Below are 23,156 nucleotides of genomic sequence, written 5' to 3'. Positions count from 1 at the left end.
GCACTCGTTCGCGGTTGGAATCGAGCGGTTTGGCGGCGCAGGGCCCGTGCGTCTTCCATCGGACGCGCTGTTTGACGGGCGGTGCTATTCGCCGGCTATCTCGCGTTGCAGCTTCTTCGTCAGCTTGGCGAAGACGAGGGCGTACGAGTGGTCGCACAGATCGCGCAGCAGGTCCTCGGGCACGGCGCCGTCGAGGTCGACGGATATCCAGCATCGTTTGTCGGCGTAGAAGCCGGGCAGAATGTCGCCGCCCCAATCGGCGCGCAGCCGTTCGCTCCACACGGGATCGCACTTCAACGACACCAGGTTGAGGCCCGCGTACTCGTGGTATTGCTCGCCGGGTTGCATGGTTGCCGCGAACATCTTGCCGCCCACCTGATAGCGCCACCACTCCCATTCGACCTTGTAGTCTTTGGTTGCGCCGGGTTTGTCCAGCAGGTATTCGTCGAGCCATTCGTCGAGCCATTCGTGGGCGGTCATGCGGGTGCTCCTTCCTCGGTTGCGTGCGTGCCGATTCCCTGCGCTTTGGCCATGCGGGCGGCGGTCTCGCACTCAACGCGCTCGCTAAAACGGGCGGCAGCGGCGTCCATCAGCTCCCGCTCGCCTTCTATCTCGCTTGGGTAGGGGTGGCGCGTCGCCATGCGGCCGAACTCCTCGCGGACGCGCCGGGCCTTCTCCTCATCGCCTTCGGCCAGAAGCGCCAGGGCGTGGCGCGTGCGCAGCACGGACGGGTAATTCTTCATGGCCTTCATGAGCTTGCGGGCGTCGGCGTCCAAGATGCGCTCCACCTCCTGCGCCCCTTTCCCGGCCATGAGCTCGCAGTACGCGAGGTCGATTTTCAGCAGCGAGCGATGCAGGCCGAGCATACTGGTCTCGCCTTCCAACAGGTTGCGGATGGCCTCGGCAGCCTCGGCGATGCGCCCTTCGTCCAGAAACCGGCTGCAGGCGACGACGGCCACGGAGGCCACGAGGAGGTTGCGCAGCTGCTCGGGCTCGGCGGGTGCGGCGAACCACGCGGCGGGCATGTCCTTCGTCCGCACGTCGTCCGCCTGAGCCTCGCTGATCTTCAATATGGTCCAGAATGCCTGCAGCGCCTCGGGACCCTCGCCTGCCGCTCGCAGGTTCTTGCCGTCGTTGTTCACGCCGCCCACGGTGAGCGGTAGGCCGTTCGTCAACGCGAACGCGAGCCCGATGATGGCGACGAACGCGAAGAAGGCGGTGCTGAGCCCCTTCGGCAGCAGGAAGGCTGGCACAGCGGCGGCCAGGCCGACGAGCACGTTCGCCAGCGCGCCGCCCAGGTTGTAGAGCCGGTAGGGGATGCGTCCGTCCACGAGGTCGGGCGGCGCCATGAGACACTGGCCGCCCGTCCCCTGCACGGAGAACCGCCTGAAGTGCAGGCGACCGTCCTGCTGGACCAGCATGAGACTGCCCACGCGAAACGAGCGGAACCGGTAGCCGGTGGCCAGCCCGAACGCAAGGTGCCCCGCCTCGTGCACGACCACCTGCAGGAAGTAGGCCGCCGCCAAGAGCAGTACGAGCGCCACGATCCATGCGGCGGTGCCCAGGGGATCGGCATCGGGACTCTCCGTGCCGCGAGTCAAGTGGCCCGCAAGGTAGCCGACTGCCGCGCCGAACACCGTGAACAGCGCGACGATCAGTGCTTTCGTCGCCAGGCCCCGCTTTTGCACGCTTTTCTTGCCGGACACGCCCCTGCCTTTCTCGATCGCTCTCACCGAAGTACCGTCACAGTATCTCATATCGCTCACGAAATCGTCCCTTGCCCCGCGACGCTGCATAGCGTATGATACATACCATTGGTATGTATAGAGCGTATTCGTCGCGCGCTGGGAGCGGGCGGCAGGTCGTCGGCCTGTACTGCGTACCGGCTGAGGTGCTTCATCTGGATCATCTGTTTGTTCGTCTACCTGAGAGGAGGGCCCGTGGCGCGCAACAAGCATCCCGAGGAGACGGTGGGCCGCATCCTCGACGTGGCCATGCGCCTGTTCGTGGAGAAGGGGTTCGAGCACACCACCATTCAGGACATCGTCGACAACTTGAACGTGACGAAAGGCGCGGTGTACCATCACTTCAAATCGAAGGAGGACATCCTCGACGCGGCCATCGAACGCGAAAGCGCGCCGCTCATGAAGGAGCTGGTGGCCATTCGCGACGATCCGCGCATGACCGGCCTCGAGAAAATGCAGGCCTTGTTCGAGGCGTCGATGGATGGTCCGCAGCTGCCCTTGAGCGCCGAGGTGGCCGTCGAGCCCGACCCGGTGAAGAACAGCCGTTTTCTGGGTATGCAGTACCGGTCTATCGTCGAGGAAGTGGCTCCGCGGTTCGTGGAGCCCATCATCCGGCAGGGGATGGAGGACGGCACCATCCGCACCGAGCATCCGCGCGAGATGGCCGAGGTCGTGCTCATGCTGGCGAACCTGTGGGTGAGCCCGATGTTCCGCATGACCGATGCCGACCAGCTGCGTCGCCGCATGGACTACTACGTGGAGCTGCTGCACCTCATGGGGCTGAACGTCAAGCCCGGACGCATCACCGGCATGCTCGAGGACTTCCGCAGCGGTTACGAGCAGAAGCTGCAGGAGAGGGGAGGGCGAGCATGATCCGATGATCGCAGGTTCGCCGCCCGCCGCGCCACACGCCGCCGCGCACCGCGTCGTCGGCTGCACCTGCCGCACTCCTCGTAAGGCTGCGGCGCTACGCTGCTTCGAGCAGCATCTTTTTTAGCCAAGATACATACCAACCGAAGGTATGAAAGAAAGGAATCGAACCATGGCAACCTTGTTCAACCGATCGTTCGTGTCGGTCGTCATCGTGCAGATCGCATCGCTGTTCGGCGACGCGGTGCTGCGCTTCGCCCTGCCGCTCTACGTGCTGAACGTGACGGGGTCGGCCGCGCTCATGGGGGCGGTGTCGGCGGCAGCGTGGCTGCCGTACCTGCTGCTCACGCCCATCGGCGGCGTGGCGGCCGACCGCGTGAACAAGCGGCGCATCATGGCGTCGCTCGACGTGCTGCTGGCGCTGACGTGCGCGGCGTTTCTGGCGCTCGACGGCACGGTCGACCTCATCGGCATGTCCATCTGCGCGCTCATCGTGCTGTACGCGGTGCAGAGCGTGTACCAGCCCACGGTGCAGGCGGCCGTGCCGTTCATGGTGCCGCGCGAGAACGTGGTGCGGGCCACCGCCATCGTGAGCCAGATTAGCGCCCTGTCGGGCCTGGTGGGCCCCGTGATCGGCGGTTTGGTGTTCGGTCTGTTCGGCATCGAGCCCGTGGTGATGGTGGCAGGCGCGGCGTTCGCCCTTTCGGCCGTGCTCATCGTGGCGTTCGTCCGCATCCCCTTCCAGCGCGTCGAGCGCGGGCAGGGCGTCGTGCGCACGGTGGTGGGCGATCTGGCTGAGAGCCTCGCCTTCCTTCGCCATGAGCGGCCGGTCATCTTGAAGACCATCTTCCTGGTCGCGGGCATCAACGTCACGGTGTCGGCCTTCATCATCATCGGCACGCCCGTCACCGTGACGCAGATTTTGGGGTTGCCGAACCAGTTCATGGGCTTCGCGGAAGGCGCGCTCGCGCTGGGCGGCCTGGCGGGCGGCGTGGCGGTGGGCGCGCTGGGCAATCGCCTGAGCCTGCGCAAGGCGCCGGTGTTCCTGCTGGTGGCCGCGCTTTCACTTATGCCGGTGGCCGTGGTGCTGGGCGTGCCGATGGATGCGATGGCAGCCTACGGGGTGCTGTTGGCCAGCCTGTTCGCCAGTATGGCGTGCGCGACGATGTTCAGCATCCAAGCCATCTCGTTCATCCAGATGGAAACGCCCGCCCATCTGGTGGGGAAGGTGATCGCGCTGGCCATGTCCCTGGCGAACTGCGCGCAGCCGGTGGGGCAGCTGGTGTACGGCGGCCTGTTCGACGCGCTGCGCGGCAACCTGGTTCCCGTGGCGGTGGGCACCATGCTGGTGGCGTTCGCCATCGCGGGACTCACGTACCGCGTGCTCAAGCGCGGCCTGCCGGCGGGGGAGGGCGAAACCTCGCCCGAGGCGCCGGCGGCAGCTCTCCGTTAGCTCTCGGTCAGCGCCAGCTTCGCTTTCACGATGCGGGTGACGGACCGGTCGATGCGCTCCTCGGAAAGCGCTCCCGAGCTCACGGCATCGAGGACGCCCTGGTAGGCGGCGGCGAAATCTTCGGGCATGAGTACGAGGTCCACCCCGGCTTGCAGGGCCGCGACGCCCGCTTGGTCGGGTGTGCAGAAGCCGCCCACGGCGCCCATGCCCATGGAGTCGGTGATGACGAGGCCCTCGTAGTCCAGTTCGCCACGCAGCAGGTCGGTGACGATGACGGAGTTGATGGAGGCGGGCACGTCGTTGCCAGTGGCGTTCGGCGCGGTGAGGTGCCCAACCATCACCAGGGGCACGCCGGCTTCGATGGCCGCCTCGAAGGGCACGAGCTCCCACGCGCGCAGCTCGTCGAGCGTCTTGTTCGACACGATGGTGCTTTCGTGGCTGTCGCCCAGCACGCCGCCGATGCCGGGGAAGTGCTTGGCGGCGCAGAGCACGCCCGCCTCGGAGAAGCCCCTCACCTGCGCGGCCACCATGCTGCCCACGAGCGTGGGGTCGCCGCCGAACGAGCGCAGCGCCATGACGTCGACGGCCGGATCGCCGCAGATGTCGGCGTCGGGCGCGAAGTCGAGGTTGAAGCCCAGCTCGCGCAGGTAGCCGCCGATGGCGGCGGCCACGGCCTGCGCCTGCGCCGGGTCGCCGGCGGCACCCACGTCGGCCATGTTGCCCGCGTTCGGCACGGCGAAGCCGGGGTTACCGCCGATGCGGCTCACGGTGCCGCCTTCCTCGTCCACGCCCACGAGCAGCGGCAGCCCGCACGCATCCTGCGCGTACGCCTGGGAGTTCACGATCATCTCCTTGGTTTGGTCGGCGGAGAGCAGGTTCTTCTGAAAGTACACGATGCCGCCCACCGGATAGGCGTGCAGTGCCTCCTGCGTGACGGCGCCGGCCTGGGTGGCGGTGTCGACGCCGGTGATGGCCTCGGGCCGCACGACGAACAGTTGCGCTACCTTCTGCTCGAGCGTAAGCGCGGCTGTCTTCTCGGCGGCGCGCTCGTCGAACGTCGGCGTCGGAGCGGGCTTGGCGGTCGCGGCGCTTGGGGCGGTGGCGTCCGGGTTGGCACTGCCTTCCGCATCGCTTACCGTGCCGAATTCGGTTCGCGGTGCCTCTTCCGCAGCTGTTTCCGAAGGGGCTGCCGAGCATCCTGCTGCAAGGGTCAGCGCGAGCAACGTTGCCGTAAGCGCCGCGGCAGCGCCGATGGCGCGGCGGTCCGACATCGTCTTTCGGCCTTGCTGGTTTCCGAGCATGCTTCCTCCTCACGCGCCTTTTGAGCGCGAACAAGTATAGAAGCGTTGAGACTTTCATCTGTGCAGATACTGCGCTTGGAGCAAAAGTTTAGGGAGCTCGAACGTGGCAGCGGCTGTTTCCTCGTGGACGACGGCACGAAGCTGCCCGTGCACCAATCGTAGCGCACCGAGGCGCAGCCGCTGCTTCGACTGCCTGCTCTCGCGCGCCCCGGTAAGGCGACCGGGACGACTGGGCGACTGGGCTGACATTGTCGCCCCGAAAGAGCTGGCCCGTTGTCGACCTGTCCCGCAGCGCCTTGCGGCCCGGGGCCGACAACGGTGGCGGCGGGGGGGGGGTCGGCGCTCGCGGGGGGCGGCTACCTGGGTCGCGACGTGCGCACGCTGCGTAGGCGGGCGGTGGCGGCGGCAGTCTGCGCCGCCGCCACCGCTGCTAGCGTCGGTTGAACGGCACGATGGTCGCGGGGATGCCGCCCTCCATGATGACGCGCGGCTCGCCCTTGATGAGCGGGCGGAAGTACTCGAGCGCCTCCGGCGCGATGCCCTGGTAGTTCGGCAGGATCCACTCGGCGGGGAAGTGCTTCACGAAGTTCGCGAACTCGCTGGCGGGCGCGGAGAAGAACTTCGCGTTGTAGGAGCCCTGCGCGGCGGCGGCCTCGTCGCGGCGCACGCCCACCACCTGGCCGGTGAACGCGGGGTCGGCGCTGCGCATGTGGGCGCTCATGCCCAGCTCCCAGGCTTCGGTGCGGTCGACGATGCTCTGGGCGAAGTTGCTGGAGCGAGCCGCGCGCGACAGGTCCTGCACCACGCCGCGCGGCACGATGCCGGCGTCCACGACCATCTGCTTGATGGCGGCCGCGGCGCCCCCCAGCACGGCGTGCGCGAACCCGTCGTCGGCGGCGTTGCCGGCCGACAGGTACGTTCCGTCCGCGAAGTGCGCCCCTTCGGACGTCACGATGTAGCACTTGCCCTTCTCGTCGAACTTCTTGCGCACCTCGGCCAAGAACGCGTCCTGGTCGAAGTCGACCTCCGGCAGCACGAGCAGGTCCACGTCGCCGGTGACGCAGCAGCTGGCGGCGAGCCATCCCGCGTCGCGGCCCATGACCTCGAGCACGAACACCTCGGGGCGCGTGTACGCGTCGTAATCGAGGTGCGTGGCGTGGGTGATCTCGCAAGCCACCTTCGCGGCGCTCGGGAAGCCGGGGCAGTGGTCCACGGGCACGAGGTCGTTGTCCACGGTCTTCGGGATGCCGATGAACCGCTTGCCCGGCGCGTTGTCGCGCGCCCACTCGGCCAACGCGTCCACCGTGTCCATGGAGTCGTTGCCGCCGATATAGAACATGGTGGTTATGTCGTGCGCGTCCATCACCTCAACCAGGCGGCGGTAGTCGGCGTCGTTGCCGCGCTTCAGCTTGTAGCGGCACGTGCCCAAGGCGGACGACGGCGTTTGCTGCAGCAGCTCGATGTCGTGCCCCGTGAGGTCGGTGAGGTCGTACAGCAGGCCGTCCAGCGTGCCCTCGATGCCGTACAGGCCGCCGAACACGCGGTCGTACACGGGGTTCAGCTGATTGGCGCGCACGACGCCGGCCAGGCTGGAGTTGATGACGGCGGTGGGGCCGCCGGACTGCGCGACGAGGCAGTTTCCCATGGAGGGTTCTCCTGTTCTCGAAAGGTGTTTCGGTCTGTTCTCGTATTTTCGTTGTCACAGTATGACGGTGCTGGGTGCGCTCAGCGAGAATTCCTCGCGTTCATCACGCTATTTCCCGTGCACGTGCATTTTCAAGGGGCGCACGGCGGCTGACGTGTTATCGCGGATCCTGCCTCTGGTCGGGCGGAAGCGGGGCGGGAGTCCCCTGCGAATACGGCGGCGGAGCGGTCGGCGGGTACGTCGGCTGATACGCCTGCGCAGGAGGGACGGTTCCCGGCGGGTACGGCGGCGCGAATCCGCCGGGCTGGCTCGGGAACGCCGCGCCGTAAGGCGTTGCCGCTGCAGCGGGGCCTTTCTCGCGTTTGCGACCGCGCACGAACAGGACGATCGCGTCGACGACGTCCGCGAAGAAGAACAGCTGCAGAACGATGTGGGCGACGCACTCGCCGGTGGATATGCGCTTTTCGGCGCGCAGACCGCCCGCATAGGCGATGGCCCACAGGGAGCCTCCCATCATGGTGATCCAGCCGATCGCGGCTGCGAACGGCAGCGACACCCATCCGAGCATGGCCATAACCGGATGCAGCGACAGCAGCATCAGCATCGCCATGATGAGGCCGCCAAGGCAGAAGAAAGGAATGAGTCCCAACTTGACGAGCAGCGTCGCTCGTCGCGCGAAGGCGAGTCGGCCCTCGGCTTCGCGGGCGAAAAGCACGATGCACTCCACGATCCCGCCGACGTACGCGATGGCTGTGCACAGTCCGAGCGCGGCGAAACCCGCATCGAACATGCCGGTCGACTCCGGATCGAGCTCTATGGAGAGCCCGACCAGCACGAGGATCCCGTTGATCGACGCTACGTAGGCGATGGGCGCGATCCAGCGCAGCGGATGTCGAGTGCTTTCCATAGCGGCTCCTGTCAGAAAACGTTTGGACGATGCGCGGCCCTCGGCTCAGACGGTCGTCGCGTTCCATCATAGCCCGCCGCGAGCGCTGGGGCAAACTCTGCCGCGAGCGATGAACGAGCGCTTGCGCAAGGCCCCTTCGCCATCCGGGATCCAAGGAGATCCTGCTCCTTTCTCCGCAGAGCAGACGCGCTCTTGGCCTGAGAGCACGAAAACGCCCGCAATGTTGCGTTTCGAAAGCCCAAATTTGCGTTCGTGCCCAAGGGCTTCTTGAATCGCCTGTTCAGAGCCTTTGCCTGTTTAAGAGGCGGACGGGATGGGCGCCTTCATCGATTTTGATCGCAACATTGCGGGCGTTTTCGTGCTTTTTGGGCGGCCCGGAGTTGCTCCAAACGTTTCGCGGCCGCTCGTTCGGCAGTCCGCGCAGCGCCCTCCCGCCACCAGGCCTGCGGCCGCCAGCATGGCCGCCTTGGGATTCCAGCGCCCTCTCCCGCCTGCCGAAATCCACGGGATCGACGAAAGCGCATTTTGCGAGTTGGGGACGGGGTGAATGGTTGGTTTGTTCTATTCTCGCAGGTCGTCTTTCGTAGCGGTTCTTCACCTGTCGCCACAAAACCCCAGATCGTGAAATCTACCATATGTTGTTGTTCGTTGTGTTTTCATCTTCAACATATGGGTGACATCCATTGACGAGGGCCCATAGCGCTGTTAGGGTGGAACTCATCGTTCGACGGCGGACTCAGTGCGGCCGTCGAGTCTTATGCCGCCTTTCGGGCGCGCAGGTTGAAGAGGGCAAGCACAGCACAAAGGAGACCGCATGTATCAGGTTCAGAAGCGCGACGGCAAGATCGCGGAATTCGACATCGCCAAGATATCGTCCGCCATAGCCAAAGCATTCGATGCGTTGGAGAAGCAGTACCATCCTTCCACGATCGACCTTCTGGCCCTGAACGTGACCGCCCACTTCGAGCCCCGCATCGAAGACGGCATCATCAGCGTCGAGGACGTTCAGGACAGCGTCGAGGAAGTGCTCTCCACGGCCGGTTACGCCGACGTGGCGAAGTCCTACATCCTTTACCGTCGCCAGCGCGAGAAGGTGCGCAACGCAAAAGCCACGCTGCTCGACTACAAGGATCTCGTCGACCAGTACGTCAAGGTGGAGGACTGGCGCGTGAAGGAGAACTCCACGGTCACGTACTCCGTGGGCGGCCTCATCCTGTCGAACTCCGGCGCCATCACGGCGAACTACTGGCTGTCCGAAATCTACGACGACGAGGTGGCCAACGCCCACCGCAACGCTGACATCCACCTGCACGACCTGTCCATGCTCACGGGCTACTGCGCGGGCTGGTCGCTCAAGCAGCTCATCCAGGAAGGCTTGGGCGGCGTTCCCGGCAAGATCACGTCGAAGCCGGCCAGCCACCTGTCCAGCCTGTGCAACCAGATGGTCAACTTCCTGGGCATCATGCAGAACGAATGGGCCGGCGCCCAGGCGTTCAGCAGCTTCGACACGTACCTCGCGCCGTTCGTGAAGAAGGACGGCCTCAGCTACGAGGAGACGAAGCAGTGCATCGAGTCGTTCGTGTTCGGCGTGAACACCCCGTCGCGCTGGGGCACGCAGGCACCGTTTTCCAACATCACGCTCGACTGGGTGTGCCCGGCCGACCTGCGCGACCAGCCGGCCATCGTGGGCGGCAAGGAGATGGACTTCACCTACGGCGACTGCGCGCGCGAGATGGACATGGTGAACAAGGCGTTCATCGAGATCATGATCGAGGGCGACGCGAACGGCCGCGGCTTCCAGTACCCCATTCCCACGTACTCCATCACGAACGACTTCGACTGGAGCGAAACCGAGAACAACCAGCTGCTGTTCGAGATGACCAGCAAGTACGGCACGCCCTATTTCAGCAACTACATCAACTCCGACATGGAGCCGTCCGACGTGCGCTCCATGTGCTGCCGCCTGCGGCTCGACCTGCGCGAGCTGCGCAAGAAGTCGGGCGGGTTCTTCGGCAGCGGCGAGTCCACGGGCTCCATCGGCGTCGTGACCATCAACATGCCGCGCATCGCGTACCAGGCGGTTGACGAGGCCGACTTCTACCGTCGCCTCAACTACCTCATGGACGTGTCCGCGCGCTCGCTGCACACGAAGCGCGAGGTCATCACGCGCCTGTTGGACGCGGGCCTCTACCCGTACACGAAGCGCTATCTGGGCACGTTCGAGAACCATTTCAGCACTATCGGCCTGGTGGGCATGAACGAGGCGTGCTTGAACGCCAGCTGGCTGCGCGCCGACATGACGCAGGAGGCGGCGCAGGCGTTCACGAAGGACGTGCTGAACCACATGCGCGAGCGCTTGGCCGACTACCAGGAGGAATACGGCGACCTGTACAACCTGGAGGCCACGCCGGCCGAGAGCACCACGTACCGCTTCGCCAAGCACGATAAAGAGCAGTTCCCCAACATCGTCACGGCCAACGACCAGGGCAAGCCCTACTACACGAACTCGTCCCACCTGCCGGTGGGATACACCGACGACGTGTTCAGCGCGCTCGACGTGCAGGACGAGCTGCAGACGCTGTACACGTCCGGCACCGTGTTCCATGCGTTTTTGGGCGAGAAGCTGCCCGATTGGCAGAGCACGGCCACGCTCGTGCACAAGATCGCCCAGAACTACAAGCTGCCGTATTACACCATCTCGCCCACGTACTCCGTGTGCAAGAACCACGGCTACATCGCCGGCGAGGTGTACGAATGCCCGTGCTGCCACGAGGAGACGGAAGTGTACTCGCGCATCACCGGCTACTACCGCCCGGTGAAGAACTGGAACGACGGCAAGAGCCAGGAGTTCGCCGACCGCGTGGAGTACGACCTGGGGCACTCGCACCTCACACGCGAGGGCGTGCAGGTGACGGCCGCGGCCGAGCAGGCCGGGCAGGCGGGCACGCACGTGACGGTGCCCATGGAGGCCGCGGGCGAGCCGGCGCCCGATCACAGTACGCTGCCGGCGGGCCTGTACCTGGTGGCCACGCGCACCTGTCCGAACTGCAAGCATGCCGCCGCCCAGATGGACGAGGCCGGCATCGCCTACGAAGAGCTGCTGGCCGAGGAGAACGTGGAGCTGGCCCAGCGCTACCGCATCATGCAGGCCCCCACGATGCTCGAGGTGGGAGCCGACGGCTCCGTGGCCATCACCGGCGGCGCGGCCCCGGTTTTCCAGCGCATCAACGAGATGAAGATGCAGGTGGTTGCTTAGTTCCCGACGCTTGCGTCGGATTAACGAGAGGGCGCGCGGCGAATACAATCGCACCCCATTGCCAGCATACTGACAGCTAGCGCCCTATAGAGAGCGGGATCGGATTCGAAAGAGTCCGGTCCCGTTTACGTTGGAAGGGATTCGGAACACGGTGTGTTCCGAATTGCATGATTCGAGGCATGCGGTGTCTCGAATTCGGCCCTCGATGCGTGCCGAATTCGCACATCCGTAAGGGCGGCCTGCTGGCCGTCCGGCGCGATGCCTTCCGAGAAAGAAGGAGCAAGCGGCGAGCGCATCGGGGGGGGGCTCGCCGGCGAGGCAGAAGGACGGGGGTAACACCTCATTTCGGCGTCGCTGAATTCGCTACACGCTGTGTAGCGAATTGCGCACACGCTGCGTGCGCAATTCAAAAATCATTTAGTCGAAAAGATTAACGAGAGAGTTTGGGAAAGGTTTCAACGAATGTAATCTTTGGCATATGACGCAGTTGCATTTAACGTTTCCAATTCTGAGCACAATGTGCTCAGAATTGCTGATCTCACTATCGCCTGCTCATTCGTGTGGAGGACGAAAAGAAGCGCACCTTCTACATGCAAGAAGCCATCAAACAACAATGGACGGTTCGCCAGTGTCCAAAGGCAAAAGGCTTCCTTGGCGGGCGTTTCTGCTTCAAAAAGACGTTTGTGCATGATCGTATGCGAGGATAATATAAGCAGCGAACCTTTCAATTGGGGTTTTATAAAATGATAATATTACTTATATATAATTACTTCAAAATAATCGTTCACAAACGTCTTTTTTTAGCAGCATTGCCAGATCTCACTGCAAAACCGGGGACTACGCGGTCCGCTTCGGATCGTGCTGTGCCAAGCCGCCGTCAGATGCCGCGCCGTGGGATGCCGATTTTGGTTTAATACTTGGTTGGGGACTCGGCTGATCAAACGCCGCGCAAGCGGGTGTTGGGGACGGCCTGTTGCAGCTCGGGCAGCAGTGCTTCCAGCTCGGCGGGGGCGTAGGCGTGCAGGGTGCCCGCTCCGGCGAGCACGGTGTCGGCGTCGACGAAGCTTTGCAGGTGCCACGCGCTCGCGCCGGCTATCCAGCGGGAGAGGGCCACAAGGTCGGCGGGCTCGTGCAGCTCGCGCACGACGGTGGTGCGGAACTCGTAGGGCACGGCGCCCGACAACAGGTAGTCGATCGATTCTCTGATGGGGGCCGCGTCGAAGCCGGGCACGCCTACGGTTTCCGCATAGCGCTCGGGCGCGTTCTTCACGTCCATGGCCACGTAGTCCACGAGTTCCGTCTCTACGAGCGCCCGCAGCGCCTCGGGAAAGCTGCCGTTCGTGTCCAGTTTGACGGCGAAGCCCTCGCGCTTGATGCGCGTGCAGAAGTCGACCAGATCGGGCTGGAGCAGCGGTTCGCCTCCGGTGATGCACACGCCGTCGAGCAGCCCGTGCCGTTTGTCCAGAAGCGCGAAGAACTCATCGATGGGCGTATCGCCGACCGTGTCGTTCGGATCCAGCACGAGCGCGGCGTTGTGGCAGAACGGGCAGCGGAAGTTGCAGCCCGGAAGGAACACGGTGGCCGCCGTATGCTCGGGATAGTCGAGCAACGTCAGTTTCTGCAATCCGGCAATTCTCATGAGGCGGCTCCTTGGGCAAAAGAACGGGAGCCCGAACATCGTTCGGGCTCCCGACATCATAGAGCGCGGCCGCTGTTTCCGCAAATACGGCTTTGCCAAGCGCGGGCGTCTAGCCGGTCACCTCGTCGAGCGTGTAGAGGATGGAGCGGTTTGGCGCAGTGGCGCCGTCGGGGGAGGATCGAACTGCGAGATACTCGGAGTACGCTTGCTCGAAGTTGTCCACGGGGGTGAGGCGGTAGGTTTTGGTTGCGGTCGTGCCGTCCTTGAACGTGGCGGTGATTGCGATCCTGGCCTGCGCTATGATCTTGGCATCATGCTGGCCGAGCACAAGCTCGAACTTGTTGAACGCTTCGTTCCAAGCTGCGATTTCCTCATCGGTCGCGCTGTCGCGCGGCACCCTTGGGCGAGCGGTGCTCGCCTGGAATTCATCCCACACCGCCATCTCGTCCTCATCGAGCGTGTAGTTGAAGAACAGCTCGTGGTGCACGCTGTCGGGCGCTTTCGTGTCCTGGTCGTCGTAATCGACGGTGAACGTGCTGTCCTGATCTGCGGTCGCCACGGTGGTTCCTACTTCAACTTCGCCGTTCGACTCAAGGTACTCGGGCGTAAGCTGCCAGTTGTTGAAGGATACGCCCTCGCCTTGCAGCTCGTAGGTGATGGAGGCGATGTTGTCGCCCGAGCACGTGAGGTCGAGATTGTAGGCGCGCGAGGCCACGATGGGGCCCGGGTAGGAATCCGTCTCTCTGTCGTAGAAGGGCCCGGCCGATGTGCGCGAGGGTGCGAAGTCTTCGGAGCTCAGCGTTACGGGGCCGTTCGACGGCTCGGCTCCCTCGTCGGCGAAGGCAGCCAGCTGGAAGGAGTTGGCAGCCACCGGGGCGTCGCCGTTTCCGGCCAGGCCGGGCAGCCCCAGCGCGAGAGCCGTGCCGCCCAAGCCCAGCGCTAACACCGTGCATGCGGCGATGGCGAAGCCTTTGACGCGGGTGCGTTTCACGGAGAATGCGGTGACGGCTGCTTGCGTATGGGGGCTGTCCACCTTGGCGGGCTGAAGCGTTTCGGACGTTTGCGCGCGCGCCTGTTCGAGCACTTGTTCGGACAAGTGGGCGGGCGCGTGGGTGTCGCTCATCATGGATTGGTAGCGGTTCAGGGGATCTTCGTTCATGAAAGGCCTCCTTTCGAAGGGAGGATGGAGGGAATCGGTTGGGGTTGGTCCGCGCAGCGCAAGCCGCTGATGTTGGGCGGACGGGGCTTGGTCGGCGAGTCGGGTTGCCCGGTCGCTTCAGGCTCGGCTGGCGACCCTTCTTCGGATATGTCGCCTTCTAGCAGCTCCTTGATGCGCGCTCGAGCGCGGAACAGCCAGGTGCGGGCCGTCGCGGGCCGGCAGTCGAGCGCGCGTGCGATCTCGTCGGTGGAATACCCCTCCACGTAGTGCAGGTGCACGGCCGTGCGCTGCTGCTCGGGTAGTTGGCCCACGGCGTCCCACACAGCGGCATCCTCGTCGTCGCGCGCGGGAGTGTCGGGTGCGTCCCATTCGGGGTCGAGGGCGACGGTGCGGCGCTTCCAGCCCGATCGTGCCAGATCGCGGCAGCGGTTCACGGTCACGCGCAGCAGCCATGCCTTCACGTGCTCGGAGCTCTCGAACTGCGTGGCGTCGTTGTGCAGGCGCAAGAACACGTCCTGGTACACGTCCTCCGCATCGGCGCGCGATCGCGTCTGGCTGAGCGCCAGCCGGTACACCGCGTCGCCCCAATCGGCCATGGCCTGCCTGAGAAACGCCTCCGCGTCCGTTCGATCATCGTGGTTCGGCATGTTTTCACCTCCTTGAAGAAGCATACGATTCAGAAAGCCCGCATGTTTCGGAGGATGGAAAAGAGTGCGAAAAAGAACGCCGCGCCTCCCGCGAAGGGTACGCGGCACTTGTGGGCATGTAACTGATAATTTGCCAGCAGCTCGTCAATGTTTACAAGAGCGGCCCGAAACGAAGTGTTTTGGCGTTTTCAGTTTCCGACTCGATTAAAGTCAGCCTGATTTTTTGTTAGGAAGCAGCATGATCCGCCGATGATCGTTATTGATGACCGCATAGCTTTCTTCAGCTCGCTCGTCGATCCTCTTCGTTGCGACAGTTTTACTTCTCCGCGATCCCGCCCCGCCGTTCGTGCCCCTTTCGCCCCGGCAGCGTCACCACGAAGATCGACGCGACGACGAGCACGCAGCCGAGCCCTTGCAGAGCCGTGAGCGTCTCGCCCAGCACGAGGTAGGCGAAAAGCAGCGAGAACGGCGTTTCGGACGTGCCCACGAGCGACGCCTTGGTCGCGCCGATGATCTTGATGGACACGAGCAGGATCGCGACGGGGATGATGGTGTTGAACAGCGCCATGGCCGCGCCCAGCCCCAGCTGTTCGGGCGTCAGGTCGAGCATGGTGGGAAACGTAGCGGGAAACGACACGGCCAGCACCGCCAGGCTTACGGCCGTGAGCGAGAACGTGATGGTGAAGGTGCCGTCTTTCTTCACGGCCTTCTGTCCCAGCACGGAGTAGACGGCGAACGTCAGGCAGGCTCCCACGCCGTACAGCACCCCGAGCGGGGACAGCCGCAGGTCGGATCCCGGCAGCACGCCCGATATGAGCACGACGCCGGCCATGGCCAGCACGAGCGCGGCCACGATCCTCTTCGTGAGGCGCTCGCGAAAAACGAGCGTCCCCATGAGCGCCACGACGGCGGGGTACGCGTAGAGGATGACGGTGGCCAGGCCGGCGGTGATCTCGTTCACCGCCATGAAGTACAGAAGCGCGCTGCCCACGAAGAACACACCCTGCACGTACACGAGCGGCTGGCGGCTGAAAAGCGGCTGCCTGCGCCACACGATAAGGAAGGCGCCCAGCATGACGAACGTCAGGCTGAAGCGCAGCACCATGACCTGCGGCGGTTCCAGCCCCGTGCCGAACAGGTACTTGCCGATGACCCCCATCGTCGAGTAGAGGACCGCCTGGATCACGGCAAGCGCGTATCCGACCGCCTGCGAGCGCACCGAGCCTCCTTCCAACGCCGATAGAGATTTCCCGTAGTATGCACCCTCCGCCAAATCCCATCAAGCGCGCGCCGCCCGAGCCGAAGGCCGAGGCCGAAGGATCTCCAACGAAGGGGGTCCCGCGTAGTCGAAGATTCTTCGACTACGCGCTCCGCGCTCTGCTCAGGATGGCAGAGAGAAGGGGGCCGCGCTTCGCTTCGCTTCGCCTCATTTCGCGTGCGGATAAGGCGTAATCGCACGTGAAGCGCTTGCGCGGCGGCGTCGCGTCCTCTATATTATCCTTGTTAGAATCTATTTTTATATGGATATATTCGAAGGGAAGGCCCGTGTCCAGCAGCGACGCTCTGACAGCCGACGAGGTTGCCGGCATTCTCCAAGTGAGCAAGAACACCGTTTACAACCTGGTCAAGCGGGACGAGATAGCGTCGTACCACATCGGGCGCAAGATGCGCTTCACCATGGGCGACGTCGAGAACTACATCGCGCGCTCGAAGCGGCTGCGTCCCCAAGCGGAGGCTCAGCCTGCCGCCAGGCCGCGCCGCACGGGATCTCCGCGCACCGCGTCGAAACCGGTGGAGGTCGCCGGCTCCCTGCGTCCCGCATCGCCGCCGCCGGGCGAGTACGTCATCGCGGGCAACGACGTCATCGGCGACGTCGTTGCGAACTACCTGGGAGCTGCGGACGCGTCGATCAGCCGCGTGTACGAAGGCAGCTACGCGGCGCTGGTGGACGCCTACCTCGGCCGCGCTCACGCGGCGCTCGTCCATCTATACGACGGCGCCACGCGCTCGTACAACGTGGAGGCAGTCGCCCGGCTCATGCCCGGCCTTCCGGTGAAGATGGTCCGCCTCGTAAAACGCCGCCAGGGCCTCATCGTCGCGCGCGGCAACCCCAAGAACCTGCGCACCTGGGAAGATCTGCTGCGACCCGGCGTGCGCCTGGTGAACCGCGAGCGCGGGTGCGGATCGCGCATCCTGCTGGACGAGGCGCTTTCTGCGTTGGACGCCGACCGCTCGAAGCTCGCGGGCTACGATCGCGAGGCGAACTCCGCGCTGTCCATGGCCTCGTTCGTCGCGCGCGGTGCCGCCGACGTGGGCATCGGGGCGGAGCGGGTCTTTCACCAGGTGGAAGGCGTCGACTTCTTGCCGCTGCAAGACGAATGGCTCGATATCGCGCTCGTGAAGCGCCCCGGCGTCGAACGCATCGTGGACACGGTGGCGAAGCTTGCGCGCTCGCGTCCGTTTCGCGAGGAGATAGCCACCATCGTGGGCTACGACGTGTCCCGCATGGGGGAGATCGTATACGAACGCTGAAAAAGACCGCGGCAAGCTCTTTTCAAATACTAGACTATGTCATATAATAGCCGTGGTCTGAGGCACCGGGACCATCATGACCCCTCCAACCATGATGGTCCCGCCTCTTCAGGAACGTGTCCTCTCATCTTCTTCTCATGCGCGCTCGACTCCCTCCGGTGACACGGCGGGCGGATTGTGGGACAATGAGGCGTGAAATATCGACTCTTCGCATGTGAGGTATGAGCGCCCATGTCTGCCCAGTTCAACATCAAAGCGGCCGACCCTGCCGCCGTCGCGCGCATCGAGCGCGGCCTGGGGTTGCCGCGCTTCGTGGCCGCCACGCTCGTGGCGCGCGGCATCGTCGAACCCGAACAGGTTCGCACGTTCCTAGAGCCCTCGCTCGATCGCGACTGGCTCGACCCCTACGGCATCCCGGGCCTGTCCGAGGTGGCCGACGCGCTCGAGGCGGTCATGCGGAAGGACGGCCGCATCGTCGTGTTCGGCGATTTCGACCTCGACGGCATCTCGGCCACGTCCGTGCTCACGCGCGGCTTGCGGGCGCTCGGCGCCCATGCCGACCCGTTCATCCCGCGCCGCTTCGACGAGGGCTACGGCCTGACCGAGGCCGCCTTCCAACGCGTGCTCACGCTCGAGCCCGACTTCATCGTCACGGTTGACTGCGGCATCGCCTGCAAGGTGGAGGCCGCCGCCATCGTGGAGGCCGGCGTGGGTCTGGCCGTGACCGACCACCACGAGCCGGTCGACTTGGTGCCGGAGGGCGTGCCGGTGGCCGACCCGAAGTGCGACGAGGCGTGCGAAAGCGCCATCCTGGCCGGCGTGGGCGTGGCCCTGAAGCTCGTGCAGGTGCTGGGCGGCCGCTTCGGCTACCCGCATCTGTGGCGCAGCTACACCGACCTGGCCACACTGGGCACGGTGGCCGACCTCATGCCCATGCGCGGCGAGAACCGCGCGCTCGTGGCCGACGGCATCCGCCGCATGAACGACGCGCCGCGCCCCTGCATCGCCGCGCTTCTGGGTACGAGCGGCGCCGCCGACAAGCCCGTTTCCGCCACGAACCTCAGCTTCTCGCTCATCCCGCGCCTGAACGCCGCCGGCCGCATGGGCGACGCGCAATTGGCGCTCGACCTGCTCATGACCGACGACTTCGACACGGCGTGCCGCCTGGCCCAAAAGCTGGAGGCCGTGAACGACCAGCGCCGCACCATCGAGGCCGAGCTCTCCGAGATCGCGAAGGCGCAGGCGGCCGACCTCTACCACGGCCAGCGCGCGCTCGTGGTGTCGGGCGACGGCTGGCACGAGGGCGTGAAGGGCATCGTGGCAAGCCGCCTGGTGAACGCCTACGGCGTGCCCAGCCTGCTGTTCACCATCGACGGCGACGAGGCGCGCGGGTCGGGACGCAGCGTGGGCCAGGTGAACCTGTTCAAGGCCGTGGAGAGCGCGTCGGATCTGCTCACGCGCTTCGGCGGGCACGACGCGGCCGTGGGCGTGACGTTGCCGGCCGACAAGCTGCCCGCGTTCTCCGAGCGCCTGTGCGCCTACATGGACGAGCTGCCCGAAGGCGCGTTCCATCCGCTCATCGAGATCGACACGTGCGTGGCGCTCGACGAGCTCACGCTCGAGAACGTGGAGAAGCTGGACGCGCTGGCGCCCTTCGGCCAGGAGAACCCCGTGCCGTGCTTCCTCGCGCGCGACGTGACGCTGGTGAACTGCCGCGCCGTGGGCGCGGAGAAGAACCATTTCTCGTGCTCGCTGTCCGACGGGCGCAACACGGTGGCCGGCATCATGTTCCACTGCACGGACATCGAGGCGCTCATGCACACCGACAGCGTGGTGAACGCCGCGTTTGAGGTGCAGATAGACGAATGGCGCGGACGGCGCACGGTGAAGGCCATGCTGCAGTCGCTCGCGCCCGCACGCACCTGCGGTGCGCTCGAGGCGTGCCTGAATCCCGAGAACCTCAGCTTCGTGGCCGACCTGTACGCCACGAGCGACGCCGAGTTGTGCGCCGACGTGGCGCACAACCCCGAGGACGTCGAGGCGTACGAGGCCGCCCGCACGGCGAACCGCGAGCAGTGGGAGCGCAAGGCCGCGAGCGACCCCGCGGGCCTCGAGGCCGATATCGTGCGCGCCATCATCGGCGACGGCGCGCTCCACGCGTCGCAGCGCACCGTGCTCGACCACCTGGACGCGGGCCGCTCCGTGCTGGCCGTCATGGCCACGGGCCGCGGCAAGTCGCTCGTGTTCCAAGTGCACGCCGCCTGCCGCGCCCTGCGCGACCGCACGGCCAGCCTGTTCGTGTACCCGCTGCGGGCGCTCATCGCCGACCAGGCGTTCCACTTGAACGAGGCGCTGGAACCGTTCGGCATCGCCGTATCGGTGCTCACGGGCGAGAGCACGCCCGAGGAGCGCCGCCAGACGTTCGCGGGGCTGGCCGACGGCTCGGTGGACATCGTGCTGACCACGCCCGAGTTCTTGGGGTACCACGCCGACGAGTTCGCGCAATCGAGGCGCATCGGCTTCGTGGTGGTGGACGAGGCGCACCACATCGGCCTGGCCCGCGCGGGCCAGCGTCCCGCCTACGCCGCCATCGGGCAGGCCGTGGCGCAGCTGGGCGGTCCCGTCGTGCTGGCGCTCACCGCCACGGCCGACGACGGCATCGCCGACGCCATCCGCAGCGCATTGCCGCTGGACGAGCTCGTGCTGGACGAGGCGGATCGCCCCAACCTGGGCGTGGACGACCGACGCAACCTGAAGAACCGCGAGGACTACCTGGCCAACCTCGTGGCCGGCGGCGAGAAGACGGTGGTGTACGTGAACTCGCGCGAGCAGTCCGTGGCCGTCGCCCGCATGCTGCGCAAGCGCGTGCCGCAGATGGCGCCGCTCGTCGGCTTCTACAACGCGGGCCTCACCCGCGTGGAGCGCGCGCGGGTGGAGGAGCTGTTCCGCACCGACGCGCTCAAGGTGCTCGTGGCCACGTCGGCGTTCGGCGAGGGCGTGAACATCCCGAACATCAAGCACGTGGTGCTGTACCATCTGCCGTACAACGAGGTGGAGTTCAACCAGATGAGCGGCCGCGCCGGGCGCGACGGCACGCCGGCCCAGGTGCACTTACTGTTCGGACGCAACGACGCGGGCATCAACGAGCAGGTGCTGCGCGACATGACGCCCGACCACGATTGCCTGGCGCAGGTGTACCGGCGGCTGCGCGCCATCCAGCGCGACCACGGCGACGGGTTCTTCACGTTGGGCAACGTGGACCTGGCGAAGCTCGCCAGCGAGGGCGGGCATGCGGTGAGCCCCGCTTCGGCGGCGTGCGGCGTGGCCGTGTTCCGCGAGCTCGGGCTCATCGAGACGCACACGGCGTACGCCTCGGGCGAGACCACGCGCTCCATCCGCGTGGTGGACACGAACAGCAAGGTGGAGCTCACCGACAGCGTGCGCTACCGCGAGGGCCTGGGCGAACGCGCGATATTCAGCGCGTTCCGCGACTGGGCGATGGGCGCCGACGTGGCCAGCCTGCGCGTGCGCGTGTCGCGCCCCATCTTGCCTGACGGCTCGACCAGGAAGGGGGACTCGTATGGGCAAGGCCGAGCATAAGCGCGAAGAGCTGCTGGGAGAGCCGCTCGAGCAGGCGTCGCACAGGCAGACGGTCGAAGACGACCTTCTGGGCAGGCCTCATGTGGCCGAGAAGGCGTTCGCCTCGGAGGGGCGCGCCGAGAACGGCGGGTCGCGCCGCACGGAGACGCCCGAAGAGCGCTTCGCCGAGCTGCAGCGGCTCACCTCCGCGTACTTGACCGAGCCCGACCAGGCGCTTCTGGCCAAGGCGTTCCAGTTCGCGAGCGAGGCGCACGAGGGCCAGTGCCGCAAGAGCGGCGAGCCCTTCGTGGCGCATCCCGTCGAGGTGGCGCTCATCCTGGCCGACCTGCGCATGGACGTGGAGACGCTCTGCGCGGCGCTGCTGCACGACACCGTGGAGGACACGTCCGTCACCGCCGACCAGGTGGCCGTTGAGTTCAACGACCAGGTGGCGCAGCTGGTGGAGGGCGTGACGAAGATCACGCGCATCGAGGTGGAGAGCCTTTCCGACGAGCAGGCCGCCACCATCCGCAAGATGTTCGTGGCCATGAGCAAGGACATCCGCGTCATCGTCATCAAGCTGGCCGACCGCCTGCACAACATGCGCACGCTGGGCGCCTTGCGCGAGGATCGCCGCATCTTCAAGGCGCGCGAGACGTTGGAGATCTACGCGCCCATCGCGCACCGACTGGGCATCAACAACATCAAGTGGGAGCTCGAGGACCTGTCGTTCTTCTACTTGGAGCCCAACAAGTACAAGCAGGTCAGCCGCATGGTAACGGAGAGCCGTGCCGAGCGCGAGGGCTACTTGGACCAGATCATCGGCATCCTGCACGACGAGATGGAGAAGGTGAGCATCCAAGCCCAGATCATGGGCCGTCCGAAGCACCTGTACTCCATCTACCAAAAGATGACGCAGAAGGGCAAGGGCTTCTCCGAGATCTACGACCTCATTGCGGTGCGTATCATCGTGAAGTCGGTGAAGGACTGCTACTCGGCCCTCGGCGCGGTGCACACGCTGTGGCATCCCATGCCCGGCCGCTTCAAAGACTACATCGCCATGCCGAAGTACAACATGTACCAGAGCTTGCACACCACCGTCATCGGCCCGGCGGGGCGGCCGCTGGAGGTGCAGATCCGCACGGAGGACATGCATCGCCAAAGCGAGTACGGCGTGGCCGCGCACTGGCGCTACAAGGAGAAGGGCGGCAAGAGCGGAGACGCCATCGACCAGCAGCTGGCGTGGCTGCGCCAGATGGTGGACTGGCAGGACGAGACGCAGGACTCGCGCGAGTTTTTGAAGGACCTCAAGGTCGACCTGGCGCCCACCGAGGTGTTCGTGTTCACGCCGAAGGGCGAGGCCATGAGCCTGCGCGCCGGGTCCACGCCCGTCGACTTCGCCTACGCCATCCACACGGAGGTGGGCAACCACTGCGTGGGCGCGAAGGTGAACGGCGCCATCGTGCCGCTCACCTACGAGCTGCAGCTGGGCGATCGCGTGGAGATACTCACGCAGAAGAGCGCGAGCCCCTCGCGCGACTGGCTGAACCTGGTGAAGACGCCCAGCGCGCGCAGCAAGATACGCTCGTACTTCAGTCGCGTGAGCCGCGGCGACGATCTGCAGTCCGGCCGCGACAAGCTCACGCGCGAGATGCGCAAGCACGGGCTGGGCATTTCCAGCGCGCAGTCCATGCGGGCCGTGAAGTCGGTGTCGGAGCATCTGGGTTACAACGATCCCGACGACATGCTCGTCAACATCGGCACGGGCAAGGAGAGCGCCCAGCACGTGGCGAACCGTCTGCTCAAGATACTGGTCGACAAGGGCAACGAAGAGGCCGAGACGCCCGGCTTCGGCATGGGCGATATGTCCACGGGCAAGCTCCCGCCCATGCTCACCAGCGTGAAGCGCCCGAAGAAGCACGAGGCGCACAGCTCGAACGGCGTGGTGGTGAAGGGCATCGACGACGTGCTTGTGCGCCTGTCCCGGTGCTGCAACCCCGTGCCGGGCGACGAGATACTCGGCTTCGTGACGCGCGGCCGCGGCGTGTCGGTGCACCGCGCCGACTGCCCGAACGCGCGGGACCTCATGACGGAGCCCGAGCGCATCATCGACGTGTCGTGGGAGAGTGCGCCGTCGAAGAGCACGTCGTACCAGATCGAAGTGCTCGTGGAGGCGCTCGACCGCATGAACCTGCTGCGCGACGTGGCCGTTACGCTCTCCGAGGTGGGGGCGAACGTGCTGTCGTCGTCCACGACGTCGCATCGCGACGGCATGGCGGAGATGCGCTTTCTGTTCCAAGTGTCGGACATCAAGCACATCGACATCATCCTCAACAAGCTGCACGGCATCGAGGGCGTGTTCGACGCCCGCCGCATGCTGCCCGGCGAAAGCGGCAAGAAGAAGCAGAAATAGGGAAGGAAAC

At 65.4% G+C, this 23,156-nt stretch carries 16 protein-coding genes; 7 read left to right on the top strand and 9 right to left on the bottom strand.

The annotated features are described in order from the left end of the window. Positions 1-84: 84 nt before the first annotated feature. Complete coding sequence (locus C1878_RS09155; protein ID WP_114601322.1) at positions 85-480, bottom strand: MmcQ/YjbR family DNA-binding protein; 396 nt, start codon at positions 478-480, stop codon at positions 85-87. Beyond that, positions 477-1,706 (bottom strand): M50 family metallopeptidase, encoded by a 1,230-nt coding sequence (locus C1878_RS09150; protein WP_114601321.1) that lies wholly within the window; start codon positions 1,704-1,706, stop codon positions 477-479. The genes C1878_RS09155 and C1878_RS09150 overlap by 4 nt, the downstream gene beginning before the upstream one ends. Positions 1,707-1,940: 234 nt before the next feature. Here C1878_RS09150 and C1878_RS09145 point away from each other — a divergent pair, with 234 nt between their 5' ends. Together C1878_RS09145 and C1878_RS09140 are read left to right on the top strand one after the other, a co-directional pair. Continuing rightward, positions 1,941-2,618 (top strand): TetR/AcrR family transcriptional regulator, encoded by a 678-nt coding sequence (locus tag C1878_RS09145; RefSeq protein WP_114601320.1) that lies wholly within the window; start codon positions 1,941-1,943, stop codon positions 2,616-2,618. Positions 2,619-2,787: 169 nt separating this feature from the next. Then, positions 2,788-4,068, top strand: coding sequence for an MFS transporter (locus tag C1878_RS09140; protein WP_114601319.1), 1,281 nt, complete (start codon positions 2,788-2,790; stop codon positions 4,066-4,068). Here the strand turns inward: C1878_RS09140 and C1878_RS09135 are convergent. From C1878_RS09135 to C1878_RS09125, 3 genes are all read right to left on the bottom strand, one after another. Next, on the bottom strand, positions 4,065-5,369 hold the full coding sequence (locus C1878_RS09135) for a glycoside hydrolase family 3 protein (protein WP_241963679.1): 1,305 nt from the start codon (positions 5,367-5,369) through the stop codon (positions 4,065-4,067). The genes C1878_RS09140 and C1878_RS09135 overlap by 4 nt on opposite strands. A 430-nt stretch (positions 5,370-5,799) precedes the next feature. Beyond that, positions 5,800-7,014, bottom strand: coding sequence for a diphosphate--fructose-6-phosphate 1-phosphotransferase (locus tag C1878_RS09130; RefSeq protein ID WP_114601318.1), 1,215 nt, complete (start codon positions 7,012-7,014; stop codon positions 5,800-5,802). Between the two features lie 157 nt (positions 7,015-7,171). Then, complete coding sequence (locus tag C1878_RS09125; RefSeq protein WP_114601317.1) at positions 7,172-7,921, bottom strand: hypothetical protein; 750 nt, start codon at positions 7,919-7,921, stop codon at positions 7,172-7,174. A gap of 814 nt (positions 7,922-8,735) precedes the next feature. Between C1878_RS09125 and C1878_RS09115 the strand changes: the two genes are divergently transcribed. Next, positions 8,736-11,177, top strand: a complete 2,442-nt coding sequence (locus C1878_RS09115) for a ribonucleoside triphosphate reductase (RefSeq protein ID WP_114601315.1) — start codon at positions 8,736-8,738, stop codon at positions 11,175-11,177. A 548-nt stretch (positions 11,178-11,725) separates the two neighbouring features. Beyond that, positions 11,726-11,884, top strand: a complete 159-nt coding sequence (locus tag C1878_RS17095) for a hypothetical protein (RefSeq protein WP_114601314.1) — start codon at positions 11,726-11,728, stop codon at positions 11,882-11,884. Positions 11,885-12,114: 230 nt separating this feature from the next. On the opposite strand, the gene C1878_RS09105 is transcribed toward C1878_RS17095, so the two are convergent. From C1878_RS09105 to C1878_RS09090, 4 genes are all read right to left on the bottom strand, one after another. Then, positions 12,115-12,816: an anaerobic ribonucleoside-triphosphate reductase activating protein gene (locus C1878_RS09105; protein ID WP_114601313.1), complete on the bottom strand. Its 702-nt coding sequence runs from the start codon at positions 12,814-12,816 to the stop codon at positions 12,115-12,117. A gap of 109 nt (positions 12,817-12,925) precedes the next feature. Continuing rightward, on the bottom strand, positions 12,926-13,975 hold the full coding sequence (locus C1878_RS09100) for a hypothetical protein (RefSeq protein ID WP_114601312.1): 1,050 nt from the start codon (positions 13,973-13,975) through the stop codon (positions 12,926-12,928). Beyond that, positions 13,972-14,622: an RNA polymerase sigma factor gene (locus C1878_RS09095; RefSeq protein WP_241963678.1), complete on the bottom strand. Its 651-nt coding sequence runs from the start codon at positions 14,620-14,622 to the stop codon at positions 13,972-13,974. The genes C1878_RS09100 and C1878_RS09095 overlap by 4 nt, the downstream gene beginning before the upstream one ends. 316 nt (positions 14,623-14,938) lie before the next feature. Beyond that, entirely contained in the window at positions 14,939-15,841 is a 903-nt protein-coding gene (locus C1878_RS09090) for a DMT family transporter (protein WP_114601311.1), read from the bottom strand. 326 nt (positions 15,842-16,167) lie between these two features. On the opposite strand from C1878_RS09090, the gene C1878_RS09085 reads away from it, so the two are divergent. The 3 genes from C1878_RS09085 to C1878_RS09075 all read left to right on the top strand — a co-directional run bounded on the left by C1878_RS09085 (position 16,168) and on the right by C1878_RS09075 (position 23,146). Continuing rightward, complete coding sequence (locus C1878_RS09085; protein ID WP_158539775.1) at positions 16,168-17,154, top strand: helix-turn-helix transcriptional regulator; 987 nt, start codon at positions 16,168-16,170, stop codon at positions 17,152-17,154. A 231-nt stretch (positions 17,155-17,385) separates the two neighbouring features. After that, positions 17,386-20,754: a single-stranded-DNA-specific exonuclease RecJ gene (gene recJ, locus C1878_RS09080; protein ID WP_114601309.1), complete on the top strand. Its 3,369-nt coding sequence runs from the start codon at positions 17,386-17,388 to the stop codon at positions 20,752-20,754. Beyond that, positions 20,735-23,146 (top strand): bifunctional (p)ppGpp synthetase/guanosine-3',5'-bis(diphosphate) 3'-pyrophosphohydrolase, encoded by a 2,412-nt coding sequence (locus C1878_RS09075; RefSeq protein WP_114601308.1) that lies wholly within the window; start codon positions 20,735-20,737, stop codon positions 23,144-23,146. The genes recJ and C1878_RS09075 overlap by 20 nt, the downstream gene beginning before the upstream one ends. Positions 23,147-23,156: the final 10 nt, after the last annotated feature.

Origin of the sequence: Gordonibacter sp. 28C (genome assembly GCF_003339845.1) — a bacterium.
GTDB lineage: Bacteria > Actinomycetota > Coriobacteriia > Coriobacteriales > Eggerthellaceae > Gordonibacter.
Note: the sequence above shows the minus strand (reverse complement) of the source record. Positions and strands in the feature narration are given on the sequence as shown.